The organism is Pseudomonas sp. MPDS (assembly GCF_013283895.1).
In the GTDB taxonomy this organism is placed as follows: domain Bacteria; phylum Pseudomonadota; class Gammaproteobacteria; order Pseudomonadales; family Pseudomonadaceae; genus Aquipseudomonas; species Aquipseudomonas rhizophila.
In genome coordinates this window covers 2220073-2247035 of sequence record NZ_CP054128.1, presented here as the reverse complement: position 1 = coordinate 2247035, position 26963 = coordinate 2220073, and the positions used below count along the sequence as shown (strand labels likewise).

3 protein-coding genes (1 of these 3 running past the window's edge) are annotated in these 26963 nt (G+C 63.9%); all 3 read right to left on the bottom strand.

The window, feature by feature from the left end; all coding sequences use genetic code 11:
• Tightly spaced (each overlapping or abutting the next), the 3 genes in view from HQ912_RS09905 to HQ912_RS09895 form a layout consistent with a single transcriptional unit that may run on beyond the window.
• Positions 1-961 carry the beginning of an amino acid adenylation domain-containing protein gene (locus tag HQ912_RS09905; RefSeq protein WP_173406730.1) on the bottom strand. The gene continues 2270 nt to the left of window position 1, outside the view, so only the first 961 of its 3231 coding nucleotides appear in the window; it begins with the start codon at positions 959-961; its stop codon lies off the left edge, out of view.
• Positions 958-14613, bottom strand: coding sequence for a non-ribosomal peptide synthase/polyketide synthase (locus tag HQ912_RS09900; protein WP_173406729.1), 13656 nt, complete (start codon positions 14611-14613; stop codon positions 958-960). The genes HQ912_RS09905 and HQ912_RS09900 overlap by 4 nt, the downstream gene beginning before the upstream one ends.
• Positions 14613-26963 (bottom strand): non-ribosomal peptide synthetase, encoded by a 12351-nt coding sequence (locus HQ912_RS09895; RefSeq protein WP_173406728.1) that lies wholly within the window; start codon positions 26961-26963, stop codon positions 14613-14615. Before HQ912_RS09895 ends, HQ912_RS09900 begins: the two co-directional genes overlap by 1 nt.

The window sequence follows — 26963 nt, the reverse complement described above, 5'->3', positions numbered from 1 at the left end:
CCAGCTCGTCCAGCCACTCGCTGAACGACACCGTCGCGGGCAATGAAACGCTAAGCGGCAGGGTTTTCTCGAACACGCCCACAGCATTGGCGAAGTATTCATAGTCGCCACGGCTGTCATGACGCACGCCCACCAGCGCCTGCTCAAGGCCGCTCAAACGTCCCAGCAACACCCACCATGCGCCTTGCAGCAGCGTGGCAAGCGGTTGATCGAGCTGCTCGGCCAACCGTTGCAACCCATCGCGCTGGGCCGGCTCCAGGGTCAGCGACACACAGGTATCAGCGGCCCCCGTCTCACTGCCGGCGCTGCGCGCAGCCAACCACGGTGTGGCGATGTCCGTCTGCACGCCTTGCAGGTAATGCTGCCAATAGGTTCGTCCGGTGGCGGCATCTTCATCAAGCACCACCTCACTGCGCCATTCCAGGTACTGGGCAAACTCGCCCGGTGCTTCGTCTTCCGACGCCTGAACTGCGGCGTACGCTTGCTGGACTTGCTCCAGCAGCAGATTCAGCGATTGCGCATCGGCACTGTAGCGAGCGATACCCAGCACCAGTTGCCATTGCTGCGGCGCCAGACGATAAAGCACGGCCTGGACGTTTGGCGATTCGCCCACCACAAAAGCACAGCCCAGCGAATCCTTGATCTGCGCCTGGACATCCTCGGTCCGTTGCTCGCCTGCCTGTATCGTCAGCGGGAAACGAGCGGCGCCGCTGGCGACCTGACGCAAGCCGTGGAAACCGGCCACTTTGTCCAGCCGCGCCAGCAGCATTGGCTGCTGTGCCAGGAGCGTATCGAACGCGATCTGCAATCGCTGCGGATCGAGATCGCCGTCGATGACCACATTCAGCCAACGCAATGCTTCGCCACAGGTCGCCGTGCTCGACAGTTGTTCGAGCATCGCTTGTTGCTCGGGGGTCAAGGCAAAGCCGGGGTCCTGCTGGTCCATCAATACCTCGTTCATGCTCCGGTTTCCTCCAGGTTGCGGATGCCCTGGATGGCGGCCCCGGCATCGACCTGGCCCTCCAGCGCGCTGCGCTCATACATATCGCCCATGGCAACCACGATCTTGCGGGGGCCCTCGAACGGGTCGCGGGCGTGGGCCACCAGCATGTTGTCCAGCAGGATCACATCGCCCTTGCGCCAGTCGAAACGCACCGCACAGGCTTCATACAAATCACCGATGCGCGCCATCACCTCATCCTCGATGGGTGAGCCATCGCCGTAATACACATGCCGAGGCATGCGCTCCAGACCGAACATCGACAGCAGGTCCTCCCGCACATCCGGCTCCAACCAATAGATGTGATGCAATTGCACCTGATTGAAGAACGACTTCTCCCCGGTGATCGGGTGCGTGATGATCGCCGGCCCCGGTGTGCGGGTCTGCAACTCGTCGTTGTCGAGCCAGCGCCACTGGATACCGCCCGCCCGACACCGGGCCTCAACTTCGCGGCGGTCCTCGGTCTTGAAAAAGTGCTGCCACGACACGTCGAGTTTGTCGGTGAAGGTGCGCACATACAGCAGCCCTTTGTCTTCGAACTTCTCACGAAGGTCCGACGGCAGTTTTTCGTACATCAACCGGCAATCCACCACTGGAGTCGCACCGCCCACAGGCGCGGCTTGCTCGCAATAGAACATCTGCTTGCGCGGCCAGCGGTCCTGATGGGAGCTTTCGTTGTGGAACAGAATCATCTTGCGCTCCGGGTACGGCGTGGAACGGTAGGTGTTCTTGCCCCCTTCCTTCTTCGGCAAATCGCCGTACTGACCATAAAGGCCGGGCTGGATCGCTTCGGCGAACGCTTCAAAGCCCTGGATGCCGTCCAGTTCAAAACCGCGAAACAGAATGCCCGCATGTTCGGCCAGCTTTTGCTCGATCAGCGGCCGGTTCTGATGAATCCACTCGATGACATCCAGCTGGGGTTCACCCGGTTCCAGCATCAACGGGAATCGCTGCGGTGCTGCCACCAGTGATTCACGCACCCGCGCCGGTCGAGGCTTGGCGAGCGGTGTCACCGAGCGTTTGAGAAACTTGCCCAGCTTATCGGCCTTGGGCCCCGGGACGGTGGCAGGCTTGGCGGCGGCCGCCAAGTTGTCGACTGGCATGCTGATAGCTCCCAATTGAATGTCCTGATCAGCGACGATCTGTTCCAACAGGGCGGTCCAGGCCTGAATCAGGTGCTGAATGTGCTCATGTCCGAACAGGGTTGTGGCGAATTGCCAAGTGCCGCGCAATTGCCCTTCTTCTTCGTCAACGAACAACGCCATGTCGAATTTAGAATGGGTCTCCAACGCCGGCAGCAATTCCACGCTCAACCCCTTTATGGAGCGGGTGCGCACCGGCACGTTGTTCATCACGAACAACACCTGGAGCAAGGGATTCATGCCCTTGTGTCGTGGCACGCCCGAGGCCTCGACAATCTGGTCGAACGGCAAGTCCTGATGCTCCAGGGCGCTAAGCAGGTTGTCCTGGGTTTGCGCCAAAAAGCTTGCGAACGTGGCATCGGCGTCCAGACGCGAACGCAGGGGCAGCACGTTGACGAAGAAACCGATCAGCCGCTCCAGCTCCGGCTGTTCACGACCCGCCACGTCGGCGCCAACCACCAGATCTTGCGCAGCGCAGAGCCGATGCAATAACACCTGGAAGGACGCCAGCAGCGTGCTGTACAGCGTGACCCCGGCTTCGCTGGACAACCGGCGCAAGGCACCGGTCAGCCCGGTGGGAAGCTGGAACTGCAGCGCATCGCCGTCATAGGAGGCGGTCTGGCCCCGAGGGCGGGCCAGCGGCAGGTTCAGGCGCCCCTCGTAGCCACTGAGCCGGTGTTTCCAGTAGTCAGCCTGACGCGCCAGTACGCCCTGCTCTTCCAGCGCCTGCTGCCACAAGGCGAAGTCATGGTACTGAATCTCCAGGGGCGCCAGCGGCATCGGTTCACCCTTGAGGGATGCCTCGTAGACCTGCACCAGTTCGTTGATCAACAACCCCATCGACCAGCCATCGGAGATGATGTGATGCATGGCGTACAGCAACACATGTTCGGTCGGCCCCAGGTGCAGGATCCGCCCGCGCAGCAGCGGTGCCTGCTCCAGATCGATCGGGGTGCGGGCATTTTCCAGCGTCGCCTGGGCCACCTGTTCCTGCCGGGCACTGGGCGACAGACCAGACAGGTCGATCACCGGGAAGTCCAGTCGGACCTCATCGGCAATCAGCGCCACCGGATCCCCTTCTTCGTTTTGGCGATACGCAGTGCGCAATACGTCATGACGGCGTACCACGTCGGCAAAGCTGCTCATCAGACGCTCCACCGACAACTCGCCGCACAGGCGCAGCGCCATGGGCATGCCATACGCCGAAGTGCCGCCGGACAATTGTTCGGCGACCCACAAACGTCGCTGCACCAACGACAGCGGCGCGGAACGGCGTGGCCCATGGGCCTGGAGCCGCACCCCACGGGAATCGCCCGCCCGGACCGGTCCATCGACGGTGCCGGCCATCAGCGCCGCCAGCGCCTTGAGCTGCGGATGATCGAACAGGTCACGCAGGCTCAGCGGATAGCCGGTCAGCTTACGCAAGCGTGAAACGGCCTGGGTCGCCAGCAATGAGTGACCACCGCGCTCGAAGAAGTGGTCGTTGCGACCGACCTGTTCCAGCTCCAGCACCTCTTGCCAGACACCGGCAATCTGTTGCTCCAGCTCACCCTCGGGTGCCTCGTAACCACTTTGCGATAACCCGGTATCCACGGCTGGCAGGGCCTTGCGGTCGAGTTTGCCGTTGGGCGTCAGGGGCAGGTGTTCGAGGAACAACAGGTGCGTCGGGATCATGTAGTCGGGCAGATGCTCCTTGAGGCCTGCCTTGAGCTGGGCGCGCGCACTGCTTTCGTCCGCTTGCAACGCCGAAGCAACCACGTAGGCCACCAGTTGCTGACCGCCCGGAGCGTCCTGGGCCAGCACCGCTACATCATGCACCTGGGGTTGCTGCAGCAGCCGTGCTTCGATTTCTCCCAACTCGATGCGGAAGCCGCGGATCTTCACCTGATGGTCGATGCGGCCCTGATACTCGAGCACGCCATCGGCGCGATAACGGCTCAAGTCACCCGTGCGGTACAGCCGTTCGCCGGTTGTGGAAAACGGGTTGGGTACGTACTTCTCGGCGGTCATCGCGGCGCGGCCGAGGTAGCCACGGGTGATACCCGCGCCGCTCAGGTACAGCTCGGCTGAAACGCCCTGGGGCACCGCTTGCAGGTCGGCGTCGAGCAGGTAGCTGGCGGTGTGCTTGACGGGTCGGCCGATGTTCGCCGTGCCGCCGGCAGTGCGGCGGGTCCAGGTGGAATAGGTGGTGTCTTCCGAGGGGCCGTAAAGGTCGTAGACGTGCTCAATCCCTTGTGGGAGCACTCCTGTGGAAGCACAGTCTGTGGGAGCAAAGCTTGCTCGCGATGGCGGTGGGTCAGTTACACATGGGCCAGCCGATAGGATGCTATCGCGAGCAAGCTTTGCTCCCACAGGCTCTGTTCCTACTGGTTTTGCTTCCACTGGCTCGCTCCCACCGATGGGGTGCTGATACAGCGCATCCACCAGGCTTTGCTTCAGCGGTTCCCCGGCCAGGTTGATGATGCGCACACTGGCTGGAATCTCGCCGCTGCGCTGCAACGCGGCGATGGCCGAGGGCACGCTGTTGATCAGCCGTACTTGATCGCGGGTCGGCAGTTGCGGCAGTTCCAGGGCGTTGCGGGCGATGATCAGCGAACCGCCGTTGGCCAGGGTCACGAACAGCTCCCACACCGACAAGTCGAAGCACACCGAGGTCGAAGCGAGCACGCCCTGAATGTCATCGTGGCTGTAGACCGATCTGGACCAGTCGATCAGCGCCAGCACGTTGCGATGGGCAATCGCCACGCCCTTGGGTTGGCCGGTGGAACCGGAGGTGTAGATCACGTAGGCGAGGTTGTCGGGCGTCACGGTTGTGCGCGGTGCGCTCAATGGGTGGTGCGCCAGGTCGAGCTGATCCAGCATCAGCACGGCGGTTTCGGCCGGTACGCTCAGCGTTGCCGCCACCGATTGTTCAGTCAGCAATACCCGCGCGCGGCTGTCGTCGAGCATGTAGGCCAGGCGCTCGGCCGGGTAATCCGGGTCCAGCGGCACGTAGGCGCCACCGGCCTTGAGCACCGCCAGCAAGGCGATCAGCAGGTGCTCGGAGCGCGGCATCGCCACGCCCACGCGCACTTCCGGGCCTACGCCCATTTCGATGAGCTGGTGAGCCAGGCGATTGGCACGGCCATCGACTTCGCTGTAGCTCAATCGGGTATTGGCGAAGGTCACCGCCAGGGCATCCGGTGTAGCCTCGGCCTGGCGAGCAATCATCTGATGGATGCACAGGTTTTGCTCGAACGGCGCGTCCAGCGGATTCCAGTCGTGGGTCAGGCGCTGATGCTCATCGAACTCCAGCATCGACAGTTCACTCAGGCAACGCTCGCCGCCATCGGTCATCTGTCCCAGCAACTGAGCCAGATGGGTCGCCAGCCGCGTCACTGTGGCGGGTTCGAAACTGGCCCGCTGGTAGCTCATGTGCACCGACAACTGCCGATCCAGGCCCACCAACAGCGTCAACGGGTAGTTGGTCTGCTCCTGGGTGGCCGCCGGACCAAAGCGCAGGCCATCCGGCGCGCCTTGCTCCAGGGCCTGGGCAATTGGGTAGTTCTCGAACACCAGCAAACTGTCGAACAGCGCTTCACCGCCCTGCCCGGCCCAGCGCTGGATGTCCAGCAACGCGGTGTGCTCGAACTCGCGCAGCGCCAGGTTCTGTGCTTGTACCGCTTGCAGCCAACTGTCCAGGGACTGCTCGGCCCGAGGGCTGGCGATCACCGGCAGGGTGTTGATGAACAGGCCGATCTGCTGCTCGATACCGGGCAAGTCCGCCGGTCTCCCGGCCACCGTCGCGCCGAAGGCCACGGTGTCTTTGCCGGTGTAACGCTGCAACAGCAGCAGCCACGCGGCCTGCACCAGCGTGTTGACGGTGACTTTCGAGGCACGGGCGAAAGCTTCCAGACGGCGGGTCAGCGTCTCGTCCAGGACCTGCACGTGATCGCCATAACCGGCGCCGGTCTGGGTCGGTGATGCAACGGCGTCGGCCAGCCGCGTCGGGGCCTCCAAACGTTGCAGCGCGGGCTTCCAGAACGCTTCGCTGGCGGCGCCATCCTGGCGTTGCAGCCAGGCGATGTAGTCCCGGTAGCGGCTGCCAGATGCAACGACGGGTTGGCTGCTGTAGCGCTGCAACACTTCCCCGAGCAACTGCGAGTTGCTCCAGCCGTCCATCAGGATGTGATGGCTGGTGTAGATCAGGTGATAGCGGTCCTCCGCCACGCGCACCACCAGCAAGCGCAACAGCGGCGCCGCATCCAGCTCGAAACCCTGCTCGCGCTGCGCCAACGCCAGGGCGTCCAGGTCCTGGGATGGATTCGCTGCGGCGCCTCCATCGTGGAACAGGAATGCAACCTCCATCTGCTTGTGTACAACCTGCAACGCCCGCTTGAAATCACCGTCCCAGACGAAACTGCTGCGCAGCACTTCATGGGTGTCCATGGCCGCCTGCCAGGCCTGGCGGAAGCGCTCGACATCCAAGCCTGCGACATCAACACGCAGTTGATTGATGTAATTGCCGGCCTGCTGCTCATACAGCGTATGGAACAGCATGCCTTGCTGCATGGGCGACAACGGATAGATGTCTTCGATCTGCCGCGCAGCCAGCGGCAACGTGTCCAGCTGGGCCTGAGTCAACCCGGCCAGCGGGAAGTCCGACGGTGTGAAGCCCTGATGCCGGGTCTGGCAGCAGTGCTCGATCAACGCCTGCAGCTCCTGAGCGTAATCCAGGGCCAGCGCCTGGATCGTCGACTCATCGAACATCTGCGTGCTGAATGTCCAGTCGATGCTCAACTCACCCGCGTAGACGCTGCCATTGAGCGTCAGCCAATTGTCCAGCGGCGCCAGCGGGCTCTGTGGCGCACCCGCCGATTCGCCGGCCGGAACAAACAGCCCAGCGGCGTCATCAGCAAATCCGCTGTCGAACTGGCCCAGATAGTTGAAGGTGATGCGTGGCACCGGCAACGCCTGCAGGGCACACCGCGTCGGCTCATCACCCAGGTAGCGCAGCACGGCGAATCCGAGGCCCTTGTCGGGTATCGCGCGCAATTGTTCCTTGATGGCCTTGATCGAATCCTCGGTGGTCGTGGCCGGTGTCAACCGGACCGGAAACAGGCTGGTGAACCAGCCGACGCTGCGGCTCAAATCCAGGTCATCGAACAGAGCCTCGCGGCCATGGCCCTCCAACTGAATCAAGGTCGAGGCCTCCCCGGTCCAGCGACCGATCACCTGGGCCAGGGCCGTCAGGAGCAGATCGTTGACCTGGGTGCGATAGGCCGCTGGCGCTTGCTGCAAGAGTTGGCGGGTCTGGTTTTTATCCAGCCGCGTCTGGACCTGCGCCCCATGGCACCTGCGCAGTTCGCCCTGCGGCCGGTCACAGGGCAAATCGCCGCGAGCGCCCTCAAGTTGCCCTTGCCAGTACGCCATCTGGGTTTGGAACGCTGCACTGCCCGCATGGGTTTTCAAGCGTTGTGCCCAGGCCTGGGTGGCGCTGGTCTTGGCCGGCAGTTTCGGGGTCTGGCCGGCCTGCAATTGTTCATAAGCCTGTTGCAGGTCTTCCAGCAGAATGCGCCAGGACACCCCGTCCACCACCATGTGATGGATCACCAGCAACAGCCGTTGGCTGCCATCGGCCAGGTTCGCCAGGACACCGCGCAACAACGCGCCGCTTTCCAGGTCCAGGCTGCGCTGGGCTTGTTCGGCCAGGCGCTCCAGCGCCGGGGCATCTGCCACCTCAGCCGTCCACAACAGCGGTGAGCGACGCCAGTTCGCCTGCTGTTCAGCGAGTGTTTGATGGCGAGCGGTCCAGGCGTCGTCCTCACGCCTGAAGGCCAGGCGCAAGGCATCGTGATGGGCAACCAATGCCTGCAACGCCTGCTCCAGATGCCCGGCGTGTAAAGGCCGCAACCCCTTGAGCAGCACCGACTGGTTCCAGTGATGAGGCTCGGCCATGGGCTGGTCGAAAAACCATTGCTGGAACGGCAGCAGCAGCGTCTCTCCCGTCACCGGCCCCTGATCGATAGCCAGCCCGCTGTCACCCAGGGTCGCCACGCTGGCCAGACCCTGGATGGTCTGATGTATGAACAGATCCTTGGGGCTGAAATGGATGCCTGCCTGACGGGCCCGGCTGACCATCTGGATGGAGACAATCGAATCGCCCCCCAGCTCGAAGAAGTTGTCGCTGAGCCCCACTTGCCCGCGCCCGAGCACGCTTTGCCAGATACCGGCCAACGCCTGTTCGATGGCGGTGACCGGTGCGATGTAAGCCTTGGGGTTGGCGGTGATATCGGCCTTGGGCAGCGCCTTGCGCTCCAGTTTGCCGTTGGGGCTGACGGGCATTTCTTCCAGCCACAACCAGTGCTGCGGCACCATGTAGTCGGGCAAGGCCTGGCTCAAATGCTCCTTGAGATGACCTTGCAGTGTCTGGCGAACGATGTCTTCGGCGGTCAGCAACTCGGCGCGCGCCGGCACCACGTAGGCCACCAGCAAGCTCCCGTCCTGAGCGATGACAACGGCTTCACGCACGTCGTCGTGCTCGGCCAGGCGCGCTTCAATTTCACCCAACTCGATGCGCAAGCCACGGATCTTCACCTGATGATCCATCCGCCCGGCGTATTCGATCACGCCATCGGCGCGGTAGCGCGCCAGGTCGCCGGTGCGATACAGGCGCTGACCATTGCCGAAGGGGCCGGTCACGAACCGCTCGGCCGTCAGCGCCGGACGTCGATGGTAACCACGGGCCAGGCCCTCGCCCGCCAGGTACAGCTCGCCGATCACCCCTACTGGCACCGGTGACAGTTCATCATCGAGGATGCAGGTGCCGAGGTTGGCAATCGGTTGACCGATCGGCACGCTGTCGCGCCCCTCCTCGACACAGGTCCAATGGGTCACGTCGATGGCCGCCTCGGTCGGACCGTAGAGATTGTACAGGCCGGCGTTCGGCAGTTTGGCGAACACCTGCTGCTGCGCATCCACCGGCAAGGCTTCGCCGCTGCACACGATGCGTTTCAGGCTGGTGCATTCGGCCACGTGTGGGTCTTGCAGGAAAGCCTGCAACATCGACGGCACGAAGTGCAGCGTGGTGATGCGCTGCGCGGTGATCAGTTCGATCAGTTGTGTCGGGTCGCGATGAGCGCCCGGCGCGGCCACCACCAGCGTCGAGCCGGTCAGCAGCGGCCAGAAAAACTCCCAGACCGACACGTCGAAACTGAACGGCGTTTTTTGCAGCACGCTGTCGTCCGCCTCCAGCCGATACGCGTCCTGCATCCAGCACAGCCGGTTGACCAACGCCGAATGACGATTACCCGCGCCCTTGGGCTTGCCGGTGGAACCCGAGGTGTAGATCACATACGCCAGGTTTTCGCCGTCGAGTTTGACGTGCGGATTGGTGTCGCGGCCTGCTTGCAGCCCGTCATCGGGCAGATCCAGCACCAGGCTGCGCAGCCCCGGCGGGATCGGCAACTGCTCGAGCAAGTGGCTCTGGGTCAGCAGCAAACCGATGCCGCTGTCTTCGAACATATAGGCCAGGCGCTCCCGTGGATATTCCGGGTCCAGCGGCACGTAGGCACCGCCGGCCTTGAGAATCGCCAACAGCCCCAGCACCATTTCCACGGAACGCTCCACGGCAATGCCCACCAGCACATCTGGACCGACACCCTGCTCGATCAGCCGGTGAGCCAAGCGATTGGCCCGGGCGTTGAGCTGGGCATACGTGAGGCGTTGCTCGCCGAAAACCAGCGCCGGGGCGTCCGGGGTTCGCCGCACCTGTTCTTCGATCAACCCATGCACACTGCGATCGAGGGGGTATTGCGCCGTCGTCGCGTTCCAGTCGAGCAGCATCCGCCGCCGTTCGTCAGCGTCCAGTAGCGCCCACTGCGCAACGGGCCGATGCAGGTCCTGCACCAGGCCTTGCAACAGGTTGAGCCAATGCCGGCCCATGCGCTCGATGGTGGCCGGCTCAAACAGATCCGTGGCGTAGGTCAGGGCGGCGTGCAGGCCTTGCGGGCTATCGCTGGTATCCAGGCTCAGGTCGAATTGTGCGGTGCGCTGTTCCCAGCCAAGCGGTTCGACCGCCAGGCCTGGCAAGGCATTGGCCAGTGCCGCACCGGTTTCGTTGCGGTGGTTGAACATGGCCTGGAACAACGGGCTGTGGCTCAGGTTGCGCTGCGGTTGCAAGGCATCGACCAATTGCTCGAACGGCAGGTCCTGATGCATCTGCGCCGCCATGGCTGTCTGCTTGAGTTGTTGCAGCAAATCCGCACCGGTCAGATCACGGTGGAATTCGGCCCGCAGCACCTGGGTATTGACGAAGAAACCGATCAACCGCTCGGTTTCCAGGCGATGACGGTTGGCAATCGGCACCCCGACGCGGATGTCGGCCTGACCGCTGTAGCGATGTAGCAGCGCCTGGAAAGAACCGAGCAACAGCACGAACAGCGTGACGTTTTCCCGTCGGGCCAGGGCTTTGAGGGCGTCGCTCAGCGAGCGATCCAGCACAATCGGCAAACGCGCGCCGCGCAGGCTTTGCTGCGCCGGGCGCGGATGGTCCGTGGGCAGCTCCAACAGCGGTTGCTCGCTGCCCAGTTGCCCGGTCCAGTAGGCCAGTTGTCGCTCCCGTTCGCCGGCGGCCATCCATTGCCGCTGCCAGACGGCATAGTCGGCGTATTGCACCGCCAGAGGCGGCAACTGCGCAGGCTGTTCCTGAATGAACGCCGAATACAGACTCATCAGGTCGTCGACCATCACCTGCAACGACCAGGCGTCGGCAACGATGTGATGCACGGTCAGGACCAAAATGTGCTCCTGCTCGCTCAACTCCAGCAGCGCCACGCGCAACAGCGCCTCGCTCAGCAGATCGAACGGGCGTTGCGTCTGCTGCTCGAGGAACGCCTGAATACTGGCCTCGTCAGCCACTGCCAGGCGTTGCTCGACGAAGTGGACCTGCCCCTGCGGACGAATCACCTGGCAGGTGCGGCCATCGTCCTCCACGAACGCTGTGCGCAGGCTTTCGTGACGTTGCAGCAGCGCTTCAAAACTCTGGCGCAGGGCGATTTTGTCCAGCGCACCGTGCATCCGCAGCGCGGTCGGAATATTGTAGGCGGCACTGTTGGGGTCCATTTTCCACAGGAACCACTGGCGTTCCTGGGCGAACGACAGCGGCAGCGGTGCGTCACGCGACACCGGCACCATCGCAGGCGCCAGTTCGCCTTGGCCGGCGTCGAGGGCATTGACGAAGTCCTGCAACGTGCTGTGTTCGAACAGGCTGCGCAGCGGCACCTCGATAGCCAACGCTCGACGGACCCGAGACACCACCTGGGTGACCAGCAGCGAGTGCCCGCCCAATTCGAAGAAGTTGTCCTCCAGCCCTACCCGCTCAAGCTTGAGCACCTCCTGCCAGATCGCCGCCACCTGTTGCTCACGCTGACTGCGGGGCGCCACGTAACGCCGCTGCACTTCGCCCACATCGGGCGCCGGCAACGCCTTGCGATCGACCTTGCCATTGGGCGTCAGCGGCAGTTGTGCCAGGAACACCAAGTGCGCCGGAACCATGTACTCGGGCAATTGCGCCTTGAGCGCGGCCTTGAGCGAAGCGCGTAACGAAGCCTCGTCCGCTGCTTCACCGGTCGCGGGCACCACGTAACCCACCAGTTGCGCACCGGTCGGGGCTTCATGGGCCACCACCACGGTTTCCCGCACAGTGTCCTGGGCCAGCAATGCGGCTTCGATTTCACCCAGCTCGATACGCAAGCCGCGAATCTTGACCTGATGGTCGATGCGTCCGATGTACTCGACCACGCCTTCGGCCCGATAACGGGTCAGGTCGCCGGTGCGGTACAGCCGCTCGCCACAGGTGGAGAACGGGTCAGGCACAAAACGTTCGGCGGTCAACGCCGGACGTTGAAAGTAGCCGCGGGCCAGCCCGTCGCCGCCGATCAGCAACTCACCCGGCGCGCCCGGAGGGTTGAGCGTCAGGTCACTGCCTACGATGTACAGGGCGGTGTTGTCCAGCGGCTTGCCCAGGAACGGACGGCTGTTTTCCAGACTCAGCGGATGCACCGCCGACCAGATCGTGGTTTCGGTCGGGCCATAGAGATTCCAGACCTTCGGCGAAAGCGCCAGCAGTCGTTGCGCCAACTCCAGGGGCAACGCCTCGCCGCCGCAGAGGAACGTGCGACCGGCCAGCACCGCCGAGTGCTCATGATCCAGCAACATGCGCCAGCTCGAAGGTGTGGCTTGCAGCACGCTCACATCGTGACGCTCGATCAGCGCCAGCACCGCTTGTGGATCCTGATGCACGTCCTGGCCGGTCAGCACCACGCTGGCCCCGGCCGACAACGGCCCGTAGATTTCCAGGCCAAAAATGTCGAAGGAAAACGTCGTCAGCGACAGCATGCGATCGCTGGCCGTGATGCCTGGCCGGGCGATCATGCTGGTGACGAAGTTGCTCAGCGCGCCATGGCGGACCATAACGCCCTTGGGTTTACCGGTGGAACCGGAGGTGTAGATGACGTAGGCCAGGTGCTCGGCGGTCAATGGCACCGCCGGGCATGTGGACGGTGCGGCCTGCCACGCGGCGTCCGGCTGGTCCAGCAACAGGGTGCGCAGGGTCGCCGGGATCGGCAGTTGAGCCTGCAAGCGGGCCTGGGTCAGCAGCAACTCGATGCCGCTGTCCTGGATCATGTAGGCCAGGCGATCCTCGGGGTACGCCGGGTCCAGCGGCACATAAGCGCCGCCGGCCTTGAGAATCGCCAGCAGGCCGACAAGCATCTCGGCGCTGCGCTGCACCGCGATGCCCACCGGCTGGTCCGGCGTCACGCCCAGGCCAATCAAGCGCTGGGCGAGTTGGTTGGCGCGGGCCTCCAGTTGCCCGTAGCTCAGGGCCTGTCCATCAATGCTCAGCGCCAGTGCATCTGGCGTTATCCGCGCCTGTTCGGCGATGCGCTGGTGCACGCACAGGGCATCGCTGCCATGGTCGACCACGCGGTGCCAGTCTTGCTGTGTGCGGCGCTGCTGGGCGGTGTCGAGCAGCGGCAACTCACCGATGCGCTGCTGCGGCGCATCGACGATGCCCTGCAACAGGTTCTGCCAGTGGCGGGCCAGGCGTTCGATGGTGTGGGGTTCGAACAGGTCGGTGGCATAAGTCAGCTCCGCCGCGACACCCTGCCCGGTTTCATAAGTGCCCAGGGTCAGATCGAACTGGGCGGTGCGCCCTTCCCACACCAGGTCTTCGACGCTCAAGTGCGGCAGTTGCTGTTGCCGGTCCTGGGTGTCGCTGGCGGTCTGGTGGTTGAACATGACCTGGAAGATCGGACTGTGGCTGAGGCTGCGTTCAGGTTGCAGGGCCTCGATCAACTGCTCGAACGGCAAGTCCTGATGAGCCTGGGCCGCCATGGCCGACTGCTTGACCTGCGCGAGCAAACGGTCGAACGGCAGTTGTCCATCCACATGGGCGTTGAGCACCTGAGTGTTGACGAAAAAGCCGATCAGGCCCTCGGTCTCGACCCGATTGCGGTTAGCCACCGGCACGCCGACGCGGATCTGCGGCTGGCCGCTGTAGCGATGCAGCAAGGCCTGGAACGAGGCCAGCAAGACCATGAACAGACTGGCGCCTTCGCGCTGGGCCAACTGTTTGAGCGCCGCGCCCAGTTCCGGCGGCAGGTTCAGGTCCAGGCGCGCACCGCGAAAACTCTGCACGGGCGGGCGCGGATGATCGAGGGGCAACTCCAATACCGGTTGTTCGTCGCCCAGGGTCTGCACCCAATAGGCCAACTGCCGCTCACGCTCACCGGCCTCGAGCCAGTGACGCTGCCAGATCGCATAGTCGGCGTATTGCACGCTCAGCGCTGGCAACGCCAACGGCTGGCCGGCGGTGTCGGCCGCGTAGTGACGCACCAACTCATCCACCAGCACCTGCATCGACCAGCCATCGGCAATGATGTGGTGCTGGATCAGCGCCAGCACGTGGTCGTCCTCGGCGATTTTCAACAGCGAAACCCGCAGCAACGGCCCCTGGCGCAAATCGAACGGGCGTGCGGTTTCAGCCTCGACGAACGCCTTGATGGCGTCGTCCTCGCTGGCCGACGGAGCGGCGGTCAAGGCCTGCACGGCGATGCCCAGGGGCATGTGCCGGTGGATGACCTGCACGGTTTGCTCGCCGTTCTCGCCGAAGGTGGTGCGCAAGCTTTCGTGGCGCTCGAGCAGTGCGTTGAAACTGCGCTCCAGGGCCGGCACGTCCAACTGCCCTTTGAGGCGCAGGGCACTGGGGATGTGGTAAGCCGAGCTGTGGGGATCCATTTGCCAGAGGAACCATTGACGTTCCTGGGCGTAGGAGAGCGGGATGTGTTCGAACCCGAGACGGACCTGGGGAATCGGCAGATTGGCCGGCGAGACGCCCTCTTCGAGCATTTTCTCCAGGTACAGCTTACGTTTGTCCAGCGGCAGAGTGATAAAGCGCTTGGCAATCGTCAAAGCAACACTCTTGTCCATCAGACTTCCTCCATTTCATCAAGCAGGGCTTGCAGCTTGCTGAGTTTCTGTTCATTGATTGGCGCGTCCCCGGTGTCCAGTTGCGCGACAAAATCCCTCAGGACGGGGTGCTGGAAAATCAGTTGCGGGGTCAGGGTCAACCCCAGTTCGAGCGCCATGCGCGAGACGACATTGACCGCCAGCAGCGAATGGCCGCCCAGCTCGAAAAAGTGATCGTTCAGGCCCACGCGCTGCACCGTGAGCACCTGTGCCCAGATCGCCGCGACCTGCTGCTCAAGCTCAGTGACCGGAGCGACATAACCGGCCTGCAACCAGCCAGTGTCCACAGCCGGCAGGGCCTTGCGGTCGAGCTTGCCGTTGGGGGTCAGCGGCAATTGCTCGAGGAACAGCAGATGGGTCGGGATCATGTAGTCGGGCAGGTAGTCCTTGAGCCTGGCCTTGAGTTCATCGCGCAGTGCGCGTTGCTCCTCGGTGTCATCCAGATTCAGGGACGGAGCGACCACGTAGGCCACCAGTTGCTGGCCGCCCGACACGTCCTGGGCCAGCACCGCCACCTCACGCACCTGGGGCTGTTGCAGCAGCCGTGCTTCGATTTCTCCCAACTCGATGCGGAAGCCGCGGATCTTCACCTGATGGTCGATGCGGCCCTGATACTCGAGCACGCCATCGGCGCGATAACGGCTCAAGTCACCCGTGCGGTACAGACGTTCGCCGGTTGTGGAAAACGGGTTGGGTACGTACTTCTCGGCCGTCATCGCTGCGCGGCCGAGGTAGCCACGGGTGATGCCCGCGCCGCTCAGGTACAGCTCGGCTGAAACGCCCTGCGGCACCGCTTGCAGGTTGGCGTCGAGCAGGTAGCTGGCGGTGTGCTTGACGGGCCGGCCGATGTTCGCCGTGCCGCCGGCGGTGCGGCGGGTCCAGGTGGAATAGGTGGTGTCTTCCGAGGGGCCGTAAAGGTCGTAGACGTGCTCAATGCCGCTCTCACAGTACAGAGAGTCCACCAGGCTTTGCTTCAGCGGTTCCCCGGCCAGGTTGATGATGCGCACGCTGGCCGGAATCTCGCCGCTGCGCTGCAACGCGGCAATGGCCGAGGGCACGCTGTTGATCAGCCGTACTTGATCGCGGGCCGGCAGTTGCGGCAGCTCCAGGGCGTTGCGGGCGATGATCAGCGAACCGCCGTTGGCCAGGGTCACGAACAGCTCCCACACCGACAAGTCGAAGCACACCGAGGTCGACGCGAGCACGCCCTGGATGTCATCGCGGCTGTAGACCGATCTGGACCAGTCGATCAGCGCCAGCACGTTGCGATGGGCAATCGCTACGCCCTTGGGTTGGCCGGTGGAGCCGGAGGTGTAGATCACATAGGCCAGGTTGTCGGGCGTCACGGTTGTGTGGGGTGCGCTCAATGGGTAGTGCGCCAGGTCGAGCTGATCCAGCATGAGCACGGCGGTTTCGGCCGGTACGCTCAGCGTTGCCACTACCGCCTGTTCGGTCAGCAGCACTTTGGCGCGGCTGTCGTCGAGCATGTAGGCCACGCGCTCGGCCGGGTAATCCGGGTCCAGCGGCACGTAGGCGCCGCCGGCCTTGAGCACCGCCAGCAAGGCGATCAGCAGGTGCTCGGAGCGCGGCATCGCCACGCCCACGCGCACTTCCGGGCCCACGCCCATTTCGATGAGTTTGTGGGCCAGGCGATTGGCGCGGCCATCGACTTCGCTGTAGCTCAATCGGGTATTGGCGAAGGTCACCGCCAGGGCATCCGGTGTGGCCTCGGCCTGGCGAGCAATCATCTGGTGAATGCACAGCGCTTGTTCGAAGGGCGCATCAACCGGGTTCCAGTCGTGGGTCAGGCGCTGATGCTCATCGAACTCCAGCATCGACAGTTCACTCAGGCAACGCTCGCCGCCATCGGTCATCTGTCCCAGCAACTGAGCCAGATGGGTCGCCAGCCGTTCTACCGTGGCCGCCGAGAAGCTCGCCCGCTGGTAGCTCATGTGCACCGACAGTTGCCGATCCAACCCCACCAACAGCGTCAATGGGTAGCTGGTTTGTTCCTGGGTGAGCGCCGGGCCAAAGCGCAAACCGTCCGGTGCGCCCTGTTCCAAGGCTTGGGCAATCGGATAGTTTTCGAACACCAGCAAACTGTCGAACAGCGCTTCACCGCCCTGCCCGGCCCAGCGCTGGATGTCCAGCAACGCGGTGTGCTCGAACTCGCGCAGCGCCAGGTTCTGTGCTTGTAGCGCTTGCAGCCAACTGTCCAGTGACTGCTCGGCCCGAGGGCTGGCGATCACCGGCAGGGTGTTGATGAAAAGACCGATCTGCTGCTCGATACCGGGCAAGTCCGCCGGACGACCAGCCACCGTCGCGCCGAAGGCCACGGTGTCTTTGCCGGTGTAACGCTGCAACAGCAGCAGCCACGCGGCCTGCACCAGCGTGTTGATGGTGACTTTCGAGGCACGGGCGAAAGCTTCCAGACGGCGGGTCAGCGTCTCGTCCAGGACCTGCACGTGATCGCCGTAGCCCGTGTCGGCCTCCCCGGACTGCGCAATGGCATCGGCCAGCCGCGTCGGGGCCTCCAAACGTTGCAGCGCAGGCTTCCAGAACGCTTCGCTGGCGGCGCCATCCTGGCGTTGCAGCCAGGCGATGTAGTCGCGGTAACGACTGCCGTGAACCGAGACGCTCTGGCCGCTGTAGCGCTGCAACACTTCCCCCAGCAACTGGGAATTGCTCCAGCCGTCCATCAGGATGTGATGATGGGTGTAGATCAACTGATAGCGCTGCTCATCGAGCCGCACGATCAGCAGTCGCAACAGCGCCGGCGCACTCAGGTCCAGCTGCCGACGCTCGGCTTCGGCCAGGGCCTGCAAGGTTTCATCGGGCTGCACATCGTCCCGCAAATCATGCAAGCGGTAAGGCAAGTCCAATTGCTTGCTGACGATCTGCACCGGATCTGGCAGGTCACCCTGCCAGACAAACCGTGTGCGCAGGATGTCATGGGCGTCCACCGCCGCCTGCCAGGCTTGACGGAAACGTTGCGGCTCCAGGCCTTCAACGTCCAGGCGCAATTGGTTGATGTAGTCGCCCGTGGCGTCGCCGTAGACGCTATGGAACAGCATCCCTTGTTGCATCGGCGACAGTGGATACAGGTCGGCGATCTGCGCCGTCGCCACCGGCAAATCATCGAGTTGCTGCTGGTTCAGGCGGGCCAGGGGGAAGTCCGACGGCGTCACGCCGCCATGCTCGCCGTGGCAGCAATGTTCGATCAAGCCTTGCAGCTCGCGGGCGTAATCGTCGGCCAGGGCCTGGACGGTGGCTTCGTTGAACTGCTCGCGGCTGAAGGTCCAGCCCAGGTTCAGTTCGCCGCCAAACACTTGGCCGTTCAGCGCCAGGACGTTGGACAGCGGAGCCTGGGCGTTCAATTCATCGCCGGCGCCTTCGCTGGCCGGCACGAACAAGGCACCTTGCGCTTCGCTGAAGCTGGCATCGAACTGCCCCAGGTAATTGAAGGTCAGCTGCGGTACCGGCAGCCGGGCAAGGATCGCCTGCGTCGGGTTATCCGCCAGATGAGCCAAGGCACCGAAACCCAGGCCTTTGTTGGGGATCGAGCGCAACTGCTCCTTGATCTGCTTGAGAGAGGTCCCCAGGTCCGTCGACGGCGTCAGTCTGGCCGGGTACAGGCTGGTGAACCAACCGACGGTGCGGGTCAGGTCCACCTCATCGAACAACGCTTCGCGGCCATGGCCTTCGAGCTGGATCAACGCGCTGTCGGTGCCGGTCCAGCGCACCATGACCCGGGCCAAAGCGGTGAGCAGCAGATCATTGACCTGGGTGCGATAGGCCTTGGGCGCGTCTTGCAGCAGTTGGCGAGTCAATGAAGCATCGAGCCGGGTGCGTACCGTCAGCGCGAGGTGGTTGTGCTGGCCGCCCTGGGGATTGTCCATCGGCAACCGCCCATCGACACCCTCCAGCCGGGTCTGCCAGTAGGCCAGTTCTTCCTGCAACGACGCGCTACGGGCATAACCTTGCAAACGTTCGGCCCAGACCTGTGCCGAGGTGGTTTTCGCCGGCAACTGCAGCATCCCGCCGTCGGCCAGTTGCCGGTAGGCGCTTTGCAGATCGTCGAACAGAATCCGCCACGACACGCCATCCACCACCAGGTGATGGATCACCAGCAACAGCCGCTGACTGCCATCGGCCAACGTCGCCAGCACCGCCCGCAGCAGCGGCCCGTCTTGCAGGTCCAGGCTGCGTTGCGCGCGGTTGGCAATGTTTTCCAGCGCCTGGGCGTCAGGCACGTCCACCGCCCAAAGCAGCTCTGCGCAGTGGCTGGCCGGGGACCGGTAACTGGCCTGCCAGCCCTCGCTGCGTTCGCTGAAGCTCAAGCGCAGGCCATCGTGATGCACCACCAGCGCGCTCAAGGCTGGCGCCAGCACGCGGGCATCCAGAGCATGCGTGGGTTTGAGCATCACCGCCTGGTTCCAGTGCTGACGCTCAGGGATCGCCTGCCCGAAGAACAGCCGTTGCACCGGCAACAGGGTCAGCGTACCGCTCACCGGCCCTTGATCGATGACGTGCGTGGTTTCACCCGAACGCGCCACCACCGCCAACGCTTCGATGGTCTGGTGCTGGAACAAGTCTTTGGGGGTGAAGTGAATACCGGCCTGACGGGCGCGGCTGACCACCTGGATCGAGACGATGGAATCGCCCCCCAGTTCGAAGAAGTTATCCCGCAGGCCGACTTGGCCGAGCTTGAGCACGTCCTGCCAGATGGACGCCAGTTGCTGCTCCAGGGTGCTGCGCGGTGCCACGTAGCGTTGCTGCAATTGACTGACGTCAGGCTTGGGCAGGTTCTTGCGGTCGAGCTTGCCGTTGGGGGTCAGTGGCAGGCGTTCGAGCAGCAGCAGATAGGCCGGGACCATGTGCGCCGGCAGGGTAGCCTTGAGTTGATCGCGCAGGTGCTCGGTGAAATCGGCACGCGGGGCCATTGATTCATCGGCCACCACATAAGCCACCAGACGCTTGCCGCTGCCGGCGCTGCCTTCCTGGGCGACCACCACCGCTTCACGCACGCCCTCGAGGGCTTGCAGGCTGGCTTCGACCTCTCCCAGTTCGATACGGAAACCACGAATCTTCACCTGGTTGTCGATGCGGTCCAGGTAATCGAACGTGCCGTCGGCGCGCTGGCGCACCAGGTCGCCGGTGCGGTACAGCAAGCCACCACCAGCACTGAACGGGTCGGCGATAAACCGCTCGGCCGTCAAGCCTGGACGGTTGAGGTAACCACGAGCCAGACCGCTGCCGCCCAGGTACAGCTCACCGGCCATGCCTTGGGGCAGCAGGTTCAGGTCGGCGTCCAGCACGTAAGCGCTGCGGTCGCCGATGCGGCTGCCGATGGGCGCATACGCGGCGCCGCACACCTCATCACGACCCGCTTTCCAGATCAGCGGCGTGACCACGGTTTCGGTCGGGCCGTAGCCGTTGATGATGAAATCTGGATTCAGGGCGCGCTTGACCCGTTCGAAACTGGCGTTGGCCACCGCATCGCCACCAAAGCAATAGATCCGCACCTTCGGCGGGTTGCCTTCGCGCTCGGCGTGTTCGGCCAGTTGTTGCAGGTACACCGGCGGGAACGCCACCACCGTCACAGCGTGCTCGCGCAGGGCGTTGTAGGTTTGTTCCGGGGTCCACAGGCTGTCATCGCGAATCAGCAAGGAGGCACCGTGGGTCAGGCTGGTGAGCCAGCGCTCATGGGCACCGTCGAAAGCGAAGGACATGAAATGGAATTCGCAATCGCTGCTGTGCATTTCATAGCGCTCGCCGATGGCCTGGCAGTGCATCGCCAGCGGACCATGGGCCACACTCACACCCTTGGGATTTCCGGTGGAACCGGAGGTGTAGATCACATAGGCGAGGTTTTGCGGGTCGATCTGGACGGACGGTGCGCTCAGCGGTTGCAGGCTCAGGTCCAGGCGATCGAGCTCCAGCACCTGGGCGGCGCCTTCCAACGGCAACTGCGCCGACACCCGGGAGTCGGTGAGCAACAACGCCAACCCTGAATCCTCGATCAGGTACGCCAGGCGTTCACGGGGATAGCCGGTGTCCAGCGGCACATAAGCACCGCCCGCCTTGAGCACCGCCAGCAGCGCGACAATCACCCCTTCGCTGCGCGGCAAGGCCACGCCGACCCGGGTTTCCGGGCCCACACCATGGGCCATCAGTGCGTGGGCCAATTGGTTCGCCCGCCGCTCGATGTCGCCATAACTGAAACGCTGACCGTTAAAGATCACCGCCGTGCTGTGTGGGTTTAGCGCTGCCAGATGGGCGATGCGCTGGTGTACGGCAATGTCGGTCGGGTATGGCTGCGGATGGTTGGCCGCCTGTTGCCGAGCCTGCTCCTCGGCGCCGGCCAAGGCGATTTCCCCCAGGTTGCGCAGCGCCGATTCAGCGAAGCGTTCCAGCAGTTGCAACAGGTGCTCGCTGATGCCGGCGATGGCCGCTGGGCTGAAATGCGCCCGGTCGAAACTGTAATGCAGCGCCAAGTTCTGGCCAATGGTCACCGCAACGCTCAACGGGTAATGGGTTTGCTCCTGGTGCGTGACCTCACCGAACACCACGCCCTGCCCGGCGCCTTCTTGCAGGGCCTGAGCGATGGGGTAGTTTTCGAACACCAGGATGTTGTCGAACAGCGCTTCGCCGCCCTGCCCGGCCCAGCGCTGGATGTCGGCCAACGGCGTGTGCTCGAAATCGCGCAGGCTCAGGTTCTGCGCCTGCACCGCTTGCAGCCAGGCGCCGACCGACTGATCCGGGCGCGGCGCGGCGATCACCGGCAACGTGTTGATGAACAGGCCGACCTGTTGCTCGATGCCCGGCAAGTCCGCCGGACGCCCGGCCACAGTGGCACCAAAGGCCACACAGTCGTGACCGGTATAGCGTTGCAGCAACAACAGCCACGCCGCTTGCACCAGGGTATTGAGGGTGACTTTCTGCTGGCGGGCAAACTGTTCCAGGGCCTGGGTGTGCGGGACGTCCAGGGTCTGGAAGTGATCGCCATGACCGCTGTGGATTTCGCTGGCGGACATCACACTCGCCAAGCGGGTCGGCTCCTGCAAAGTCGCCAGTTGAGCGCTCCAGAACGCCTCGCTCAATTGCCCGTCCTGACGTTGCAGCCAGGCGATGTAATCGCGATAGCGCCCGACGGCGCTGGCCGACGTGCGGCCGCTGTAGCGTTGCATCACCTCACCGAGCAGCTGCGAATTGCTCCAGCCGTCCATCAAGATGTGGTGATAGGTGTAGATCAAATGCCATTGCCCGGCGCCGGTCTGCACCAGCACCAGGCGCAACAGCGGCGCCTGGCTCAGATCGAAACCTTGCGCGCGCTCGCTATCGGCCAGCGCGGCAAGGGCCTGCGACGGGTCGCTATGCTCGCGCCAGTCCAGCACCGTGAACGGCAATGGCACCTTTTTGTGGACGATCTGCAGCGGCTGCTGCAATTGCCCCTGCCAGACGAAGCCGCTGCGCAAGATGTCCTGCGCATCGACGGTGGCTTGCCAAGCGGCGCGGAAACGTTCGGTGTCCAGGCCTTGCACGTCCACCCGCAACTGGTTGACGTACTCACCGGCGGCCTGCTCGTAGAGGGTGTGGAACAACAGCCCCTGTTGCATCGGCGACAGTGGATAGAGATCGTCGAGCTGGCCGGCCGGCACCGGCAGCCCGTCGAGTTGCGCCTGAGTGACAGGCGCCATCGGGAAATCCGACGGTGTGGCTTGCGGCGTGACCAGGTTGGCGCAATGCTCGATCAGCGCCTTGAGCTCAATGGCGTATCGATCGACCAGTTGCTGCACGGTCGCGCGGTCGAACATCTCACGGCTGAAACCCCAGCTCATCGCCAGTTCGCCGCCATAGACCTGACCTTCCACGGTCAGCCAGTTGGTCAGGGGTGCCGTCGGGTCCTGGGCGACGCCACTGCCTTCGCTGGAGGGCACGAACAACGCCGCCTCATCGAACTGCCGGTCGAACTGGCCGAGATAGTTGAACGTGATGCGCGGTGGCGCCAGGTCCGCCAGTTCGGCGCGCACCGAAGGTGCCGCCAAATGACGCAGCACGCCATAACCCAGGCCTTTGTCCGGGACGCCGCGCAGGTGTTCCTTGATCGCCTTGATCGACCCACCGAGATCGTCGCTGGCCGTCAGCTTCACCGCGAACAGGCTGGTGAACCAACCCACCGTCCGGGTCAGGTCGATGTCATCGAACAGCGCTTCACGGCCATGACCTTCCAGTTCGATCAGCGTGTCCGGCTGCCCGCTCCAGCGAGTGATAGTGCGGGCCAGCGCGGTCAGCAGCAGATCGTTGACCTGGGTGCGATACGCGGCAGGCGCCCGTTGCAGCAATTGTCGGGTCAGTTCGGCATCCAGACGCCACTCGATCTTCGCGCCGTGGGCATTTTCCAGGCTGCCTTGGGGCCGATCACACGGCAGGTCCAGCGCGCCTTGGTGCTGGGCTTTCCAGTAGGCCAACTGATCGTCGAAGCGCGGCGCTTCGGCGTTCAGACGCGCGGTCCAACTCTGGAATGCGCTGGTCTTGGCCGGCAAGGTCACGCCGCCACCCGCCGCCAGTTGTTCGTAAGCCTGCTGCAAATCTTCCAGCAACACCCGCCACGACACACCGTCTACCACCAGGTGATGGATGACCAGCGCCAGCCGCTGACTGCCGTCGGCCAGATTCACCAACATGGCGCGCAACAGCGGCCCTTCTTGCAGGGAGAGGCTGCGCTGCGCCTCGTCGCACAGCGCATTCAGTTGCTCGGCGGATTGGGCATCGCGCAACCACAGATCAGCGCTTTGCAGCAACGGTCCGTGGCTCTGTCGCCAGCCGTCCGCGCCCGGCACAAAGCGCAGGCGCAGGGCATCGTGATGATTGATCACGCACGTCAGCGCCGCATCGAGCCATTGCCCATTCAAGGGCTCGCGAGCGGTCAGCAGCAGCGACTGGTTCCAGTGCTCACGGGCGTTCATCGGCCGCGAGAAAAACTGCTGCTGGATCGGCCCGAGGAGAGCCTCGCCGGTGATAGGCCCCTGGTCCACCGCACTGTGATGGTCGAGGCTGGCGACCAGGGCCAGGCTGCGCACGGTCTGGTACTGGAACAGATCACGCGGATTGATGCCGATACCGACCTGTCGCGCACGGCTCACCACTTGAATGGAGATGATCGAATCACCGCCCAGCTCGAAGAAATTGTCTTCGAGGCCGACCCGCTCCAGCCCGAGTACGTCCTGCCATATTTCAGCCAGCGCGATCTGCAGCGCATCCTGCGGCGCGACGAACGCCTGCTGTGGCGCCGCATCCGGTTGCGGCAGGGCCTTGCGGTCCAGTTTGCCGTTGGCGGTGACCGGTAATCTGGCCAACGGCATCAGGTAGGTCGGCACCATGTATTCCGGCAGACTGCCCAGCAGCCACGCTTTGAGGTCCTGCTGCCACTGCTCGTGCGGGTGGGTGTTTTCCAGCACCAGATAACCCACCAGATGCTTGCCGTCCTGCACCAACACCACCGCCTCGCGCACCAGCGGGTGCTGCATCAGGCGGGTTTCGATTTCGCCCAGCTCAATGCGCAGGCCACGCAGCTTGACCTGATGGTCGAGGCGGCCAAGGTATTCGATCACCCCGTCGGCACGCTGGCGCACCCGGTCGCCGGTGCGGTACAGGCGCGCGCCGTCATGGAAGGGGCACGGTACAAAACGCTCGGCGGTCAGCGCCGGGCGCTGGTGATAACTGCGCGCCAGCCCCGCCCCGCCCAGGTACAACTCGCCAGGCACGCCGTACGGCACCGGCGCCAATTGGGCGTCGAGCACGTGGGTGCGCAGGTTGGCGATCGGCCGACCGATCGGCACGCAATCGGCACCTTCGTCGACGCATGTCCAGTGGGTCACGTCGATGGCCGCTTCGGTCGGCCCGTACAGGTTGTAGAGGCTGGCGTTCGGCAGTTTGGCGAAGACCTGTTTCTGCGCGTCCAGCGGCAAGGCTTCGCCGCTGCAGACGATGCGCCTTAGCCCTTCACAGGTTTGCACGCCCGGCTCATGGATAAACGCCTGCAGCATCGACGGCACGAAGTGCAGCGTGCTAATGCGGTAACGGTTGATGATATCGATCAGTTGCAGCGGGTCACGGTGCGCACCCGGCGCGGCCACCACCAGACACGCACCGGCCATCAGCGGCCAGAAGAATTCCCACACCGACACGTCGAAGCTGAACGGCGTTTTTTGCAACACCGCATCGCTGTCATCCAGGCCGTAAGCCTGCTGCATCCAGCACACACGGTTGACCAGAGCCGCGTGACTGTTGCCCGCGCCCTTGGGTCTGCCAGTGGAACCGGAGGTGTAGATCACATAGGCCAGACTCAACGGATCAACCGTCACCTCGGGGCGACGCTCGCTGTAACCGTCGAGCCAGCCACTCGGCTGATCGAGCAGAATCACGCTGACGCCATCAGTTGGCAGCTCCGCCGCCAGCGAGCGCTGGGTCAGCAGCAAGGCGATGCCGCTGTCTTCGATCATGTAGGCCAGGCGATCCTGCGGGTACTCCGGGTCCAGCGGCACATAGGCGCCGCCGGCTTTATGGATCGCCAGCAGACCGACCACCATTTCCACCGAACGCTCGACGCAGATCCCCACCAGCGTGTCCGGCCGCACACCGCGCTCACGCAGCAGATGGGCCAGGCGGTTGGCGCGGGCATCGAGTTGAGCGTAGCTCAGGCTTTGTTCGCCAAACAACAACGCCGGAGCATCCGGGGTGCGCGCCACTTGGGCTTCAATCAGTTGATGCATGCAGCGATCGGTCGGATAGCGTTGGGCCGTGGCATTGCCACCGTGCACCAGGGTGTTGTGCTCGTCGGCGTCGAGCAGCGGCAATTCGCCGATGCGTTGCGACGGATCGGTGACCATCGCCGCCAGCAGACGCAACCAATGCCGGGCCATGCGCGCGATGGTTGGCGTTTCGAACAGGTCGTTGGCGTACGTCAGCGCGGCGTGCAGCTTGCCGGCCTTTTCGTAGGTGTCCAGGGTCAGGTCGAACTGGGTGGTGCGACCCTGCCAGTCGAGCATGCCGAGTTCCAGCCCGGACGCGGTGCTGACCGTGGTGAGGTCGACTACATGCGGCTGATGGTTGTACATCACCTGGAACAGCGGCGTATGGCTGAGGCTGCGTTCCAGCTTCAAGGCTTCGACCAGACGCTCGAATGGCAGGTCCTGATGGGCCTGGGCACCGAGCGCGGTCTCTTTGACTGCGCGCAGCAAATCGGCAACCCGCGTCTGCCCATCCAGTTCGGTGCGCAGCACCTGGGTGTTGACGAAGAAGCCGATCAGGCCTTCGATTTCATCGCGATTGCGGTTGGCGATCGGCACACCGACGCGGATATCGGACTGGCCGCTGTAGCGATGCAACAGCACATTGAACGCACCGAGCAACAGCATGAACAGCGTGATGCCATGCTGCTGGGCGGTGCTGCGCAGTTGCTCCGCCAAAGCGGCGTCGATGGCAAACTCATGACGACTGCCGCGATAGCTCGGGATGGCCGGGCGCGAGTGATCGGTCGGCAGTTCGAGCACCGGATGCTCGCTGCCCAGTTGCGCCTGCCAATACTCGAGTTGCCGCGCCTGCTCGCCCGCTTCGAGCCAGCGGCGCTGCCACAGGGCGTAATCGCTGTACTGGATCGGCAGCGGCGCGAGTTGCGGCGACTGCCCCGCTTCATGGGCGTCGTAGCAGCGGATGAATTCGTCGATCAGCACGTTCATCGACCAGCCGTCGGAGACGATGTGGTGCAAGGTCAGCAACAGCACGTGTTCCTGCTCGTCGAGCTTGAGCAGCTTGACCCGCAGCAGCGGCCCGACCGCCAGATCGAACGGCAGCAGTGACTGTTGCTGCGCCGCCTCGGCCACCGCCCGTTCGCGCTCGGCGACCGGCAAGGCACTAAAATCCTGCTGTTCGATCAGTAGCGGCGCGCAGGTCGGCACTTGCAACAGGCTATCGTCCGCCTGACGCTGGAACACCGTACGCAGGGTTTCGTGACGCGCGACGAGGCTGGCGAAGGCCTGCTCCAGCGCCTTCAGGCTCAACGCGCCCTTGAGCCGCACCGCCCCCGGCAGGTTGTAAGCCGCGCTGCCGGGCTCCAGCTGCCAGAGGAACCACATGCGCTGCTGGGCGTAGGACAAGGCTTGGCGATCTTCGGCTTCAACGCCCTGGGGGATGGGGAAACCGCTGAACTCGACGCCCTCCTTGTCCAGCGCCGCCAGGAACATCCGGCGCTTGTCCAGGGGCAACCCGATAAACCGGCGAGCAAGTTTCAAGGCGTCTTCAGCATTCAT

Bases quoted from the DNA above. Each gene is read 5' to 3' on its own strand.
- HQ912_RS09895 (WP_173406728.1), bottom strand. From the start codon at position 26,963: ATGAATGCTGAAGACGCCTTGAAACTTGCTCGCCGGTTTATCGGGTTG.
- HQ912_RS09900 (WP_173406729.1), bottom strand. From the start codon at position 14,613: ATGGACAAGAGTGTTGCTTTGACGATTGCCAAGCGCTTTATCACTCTG.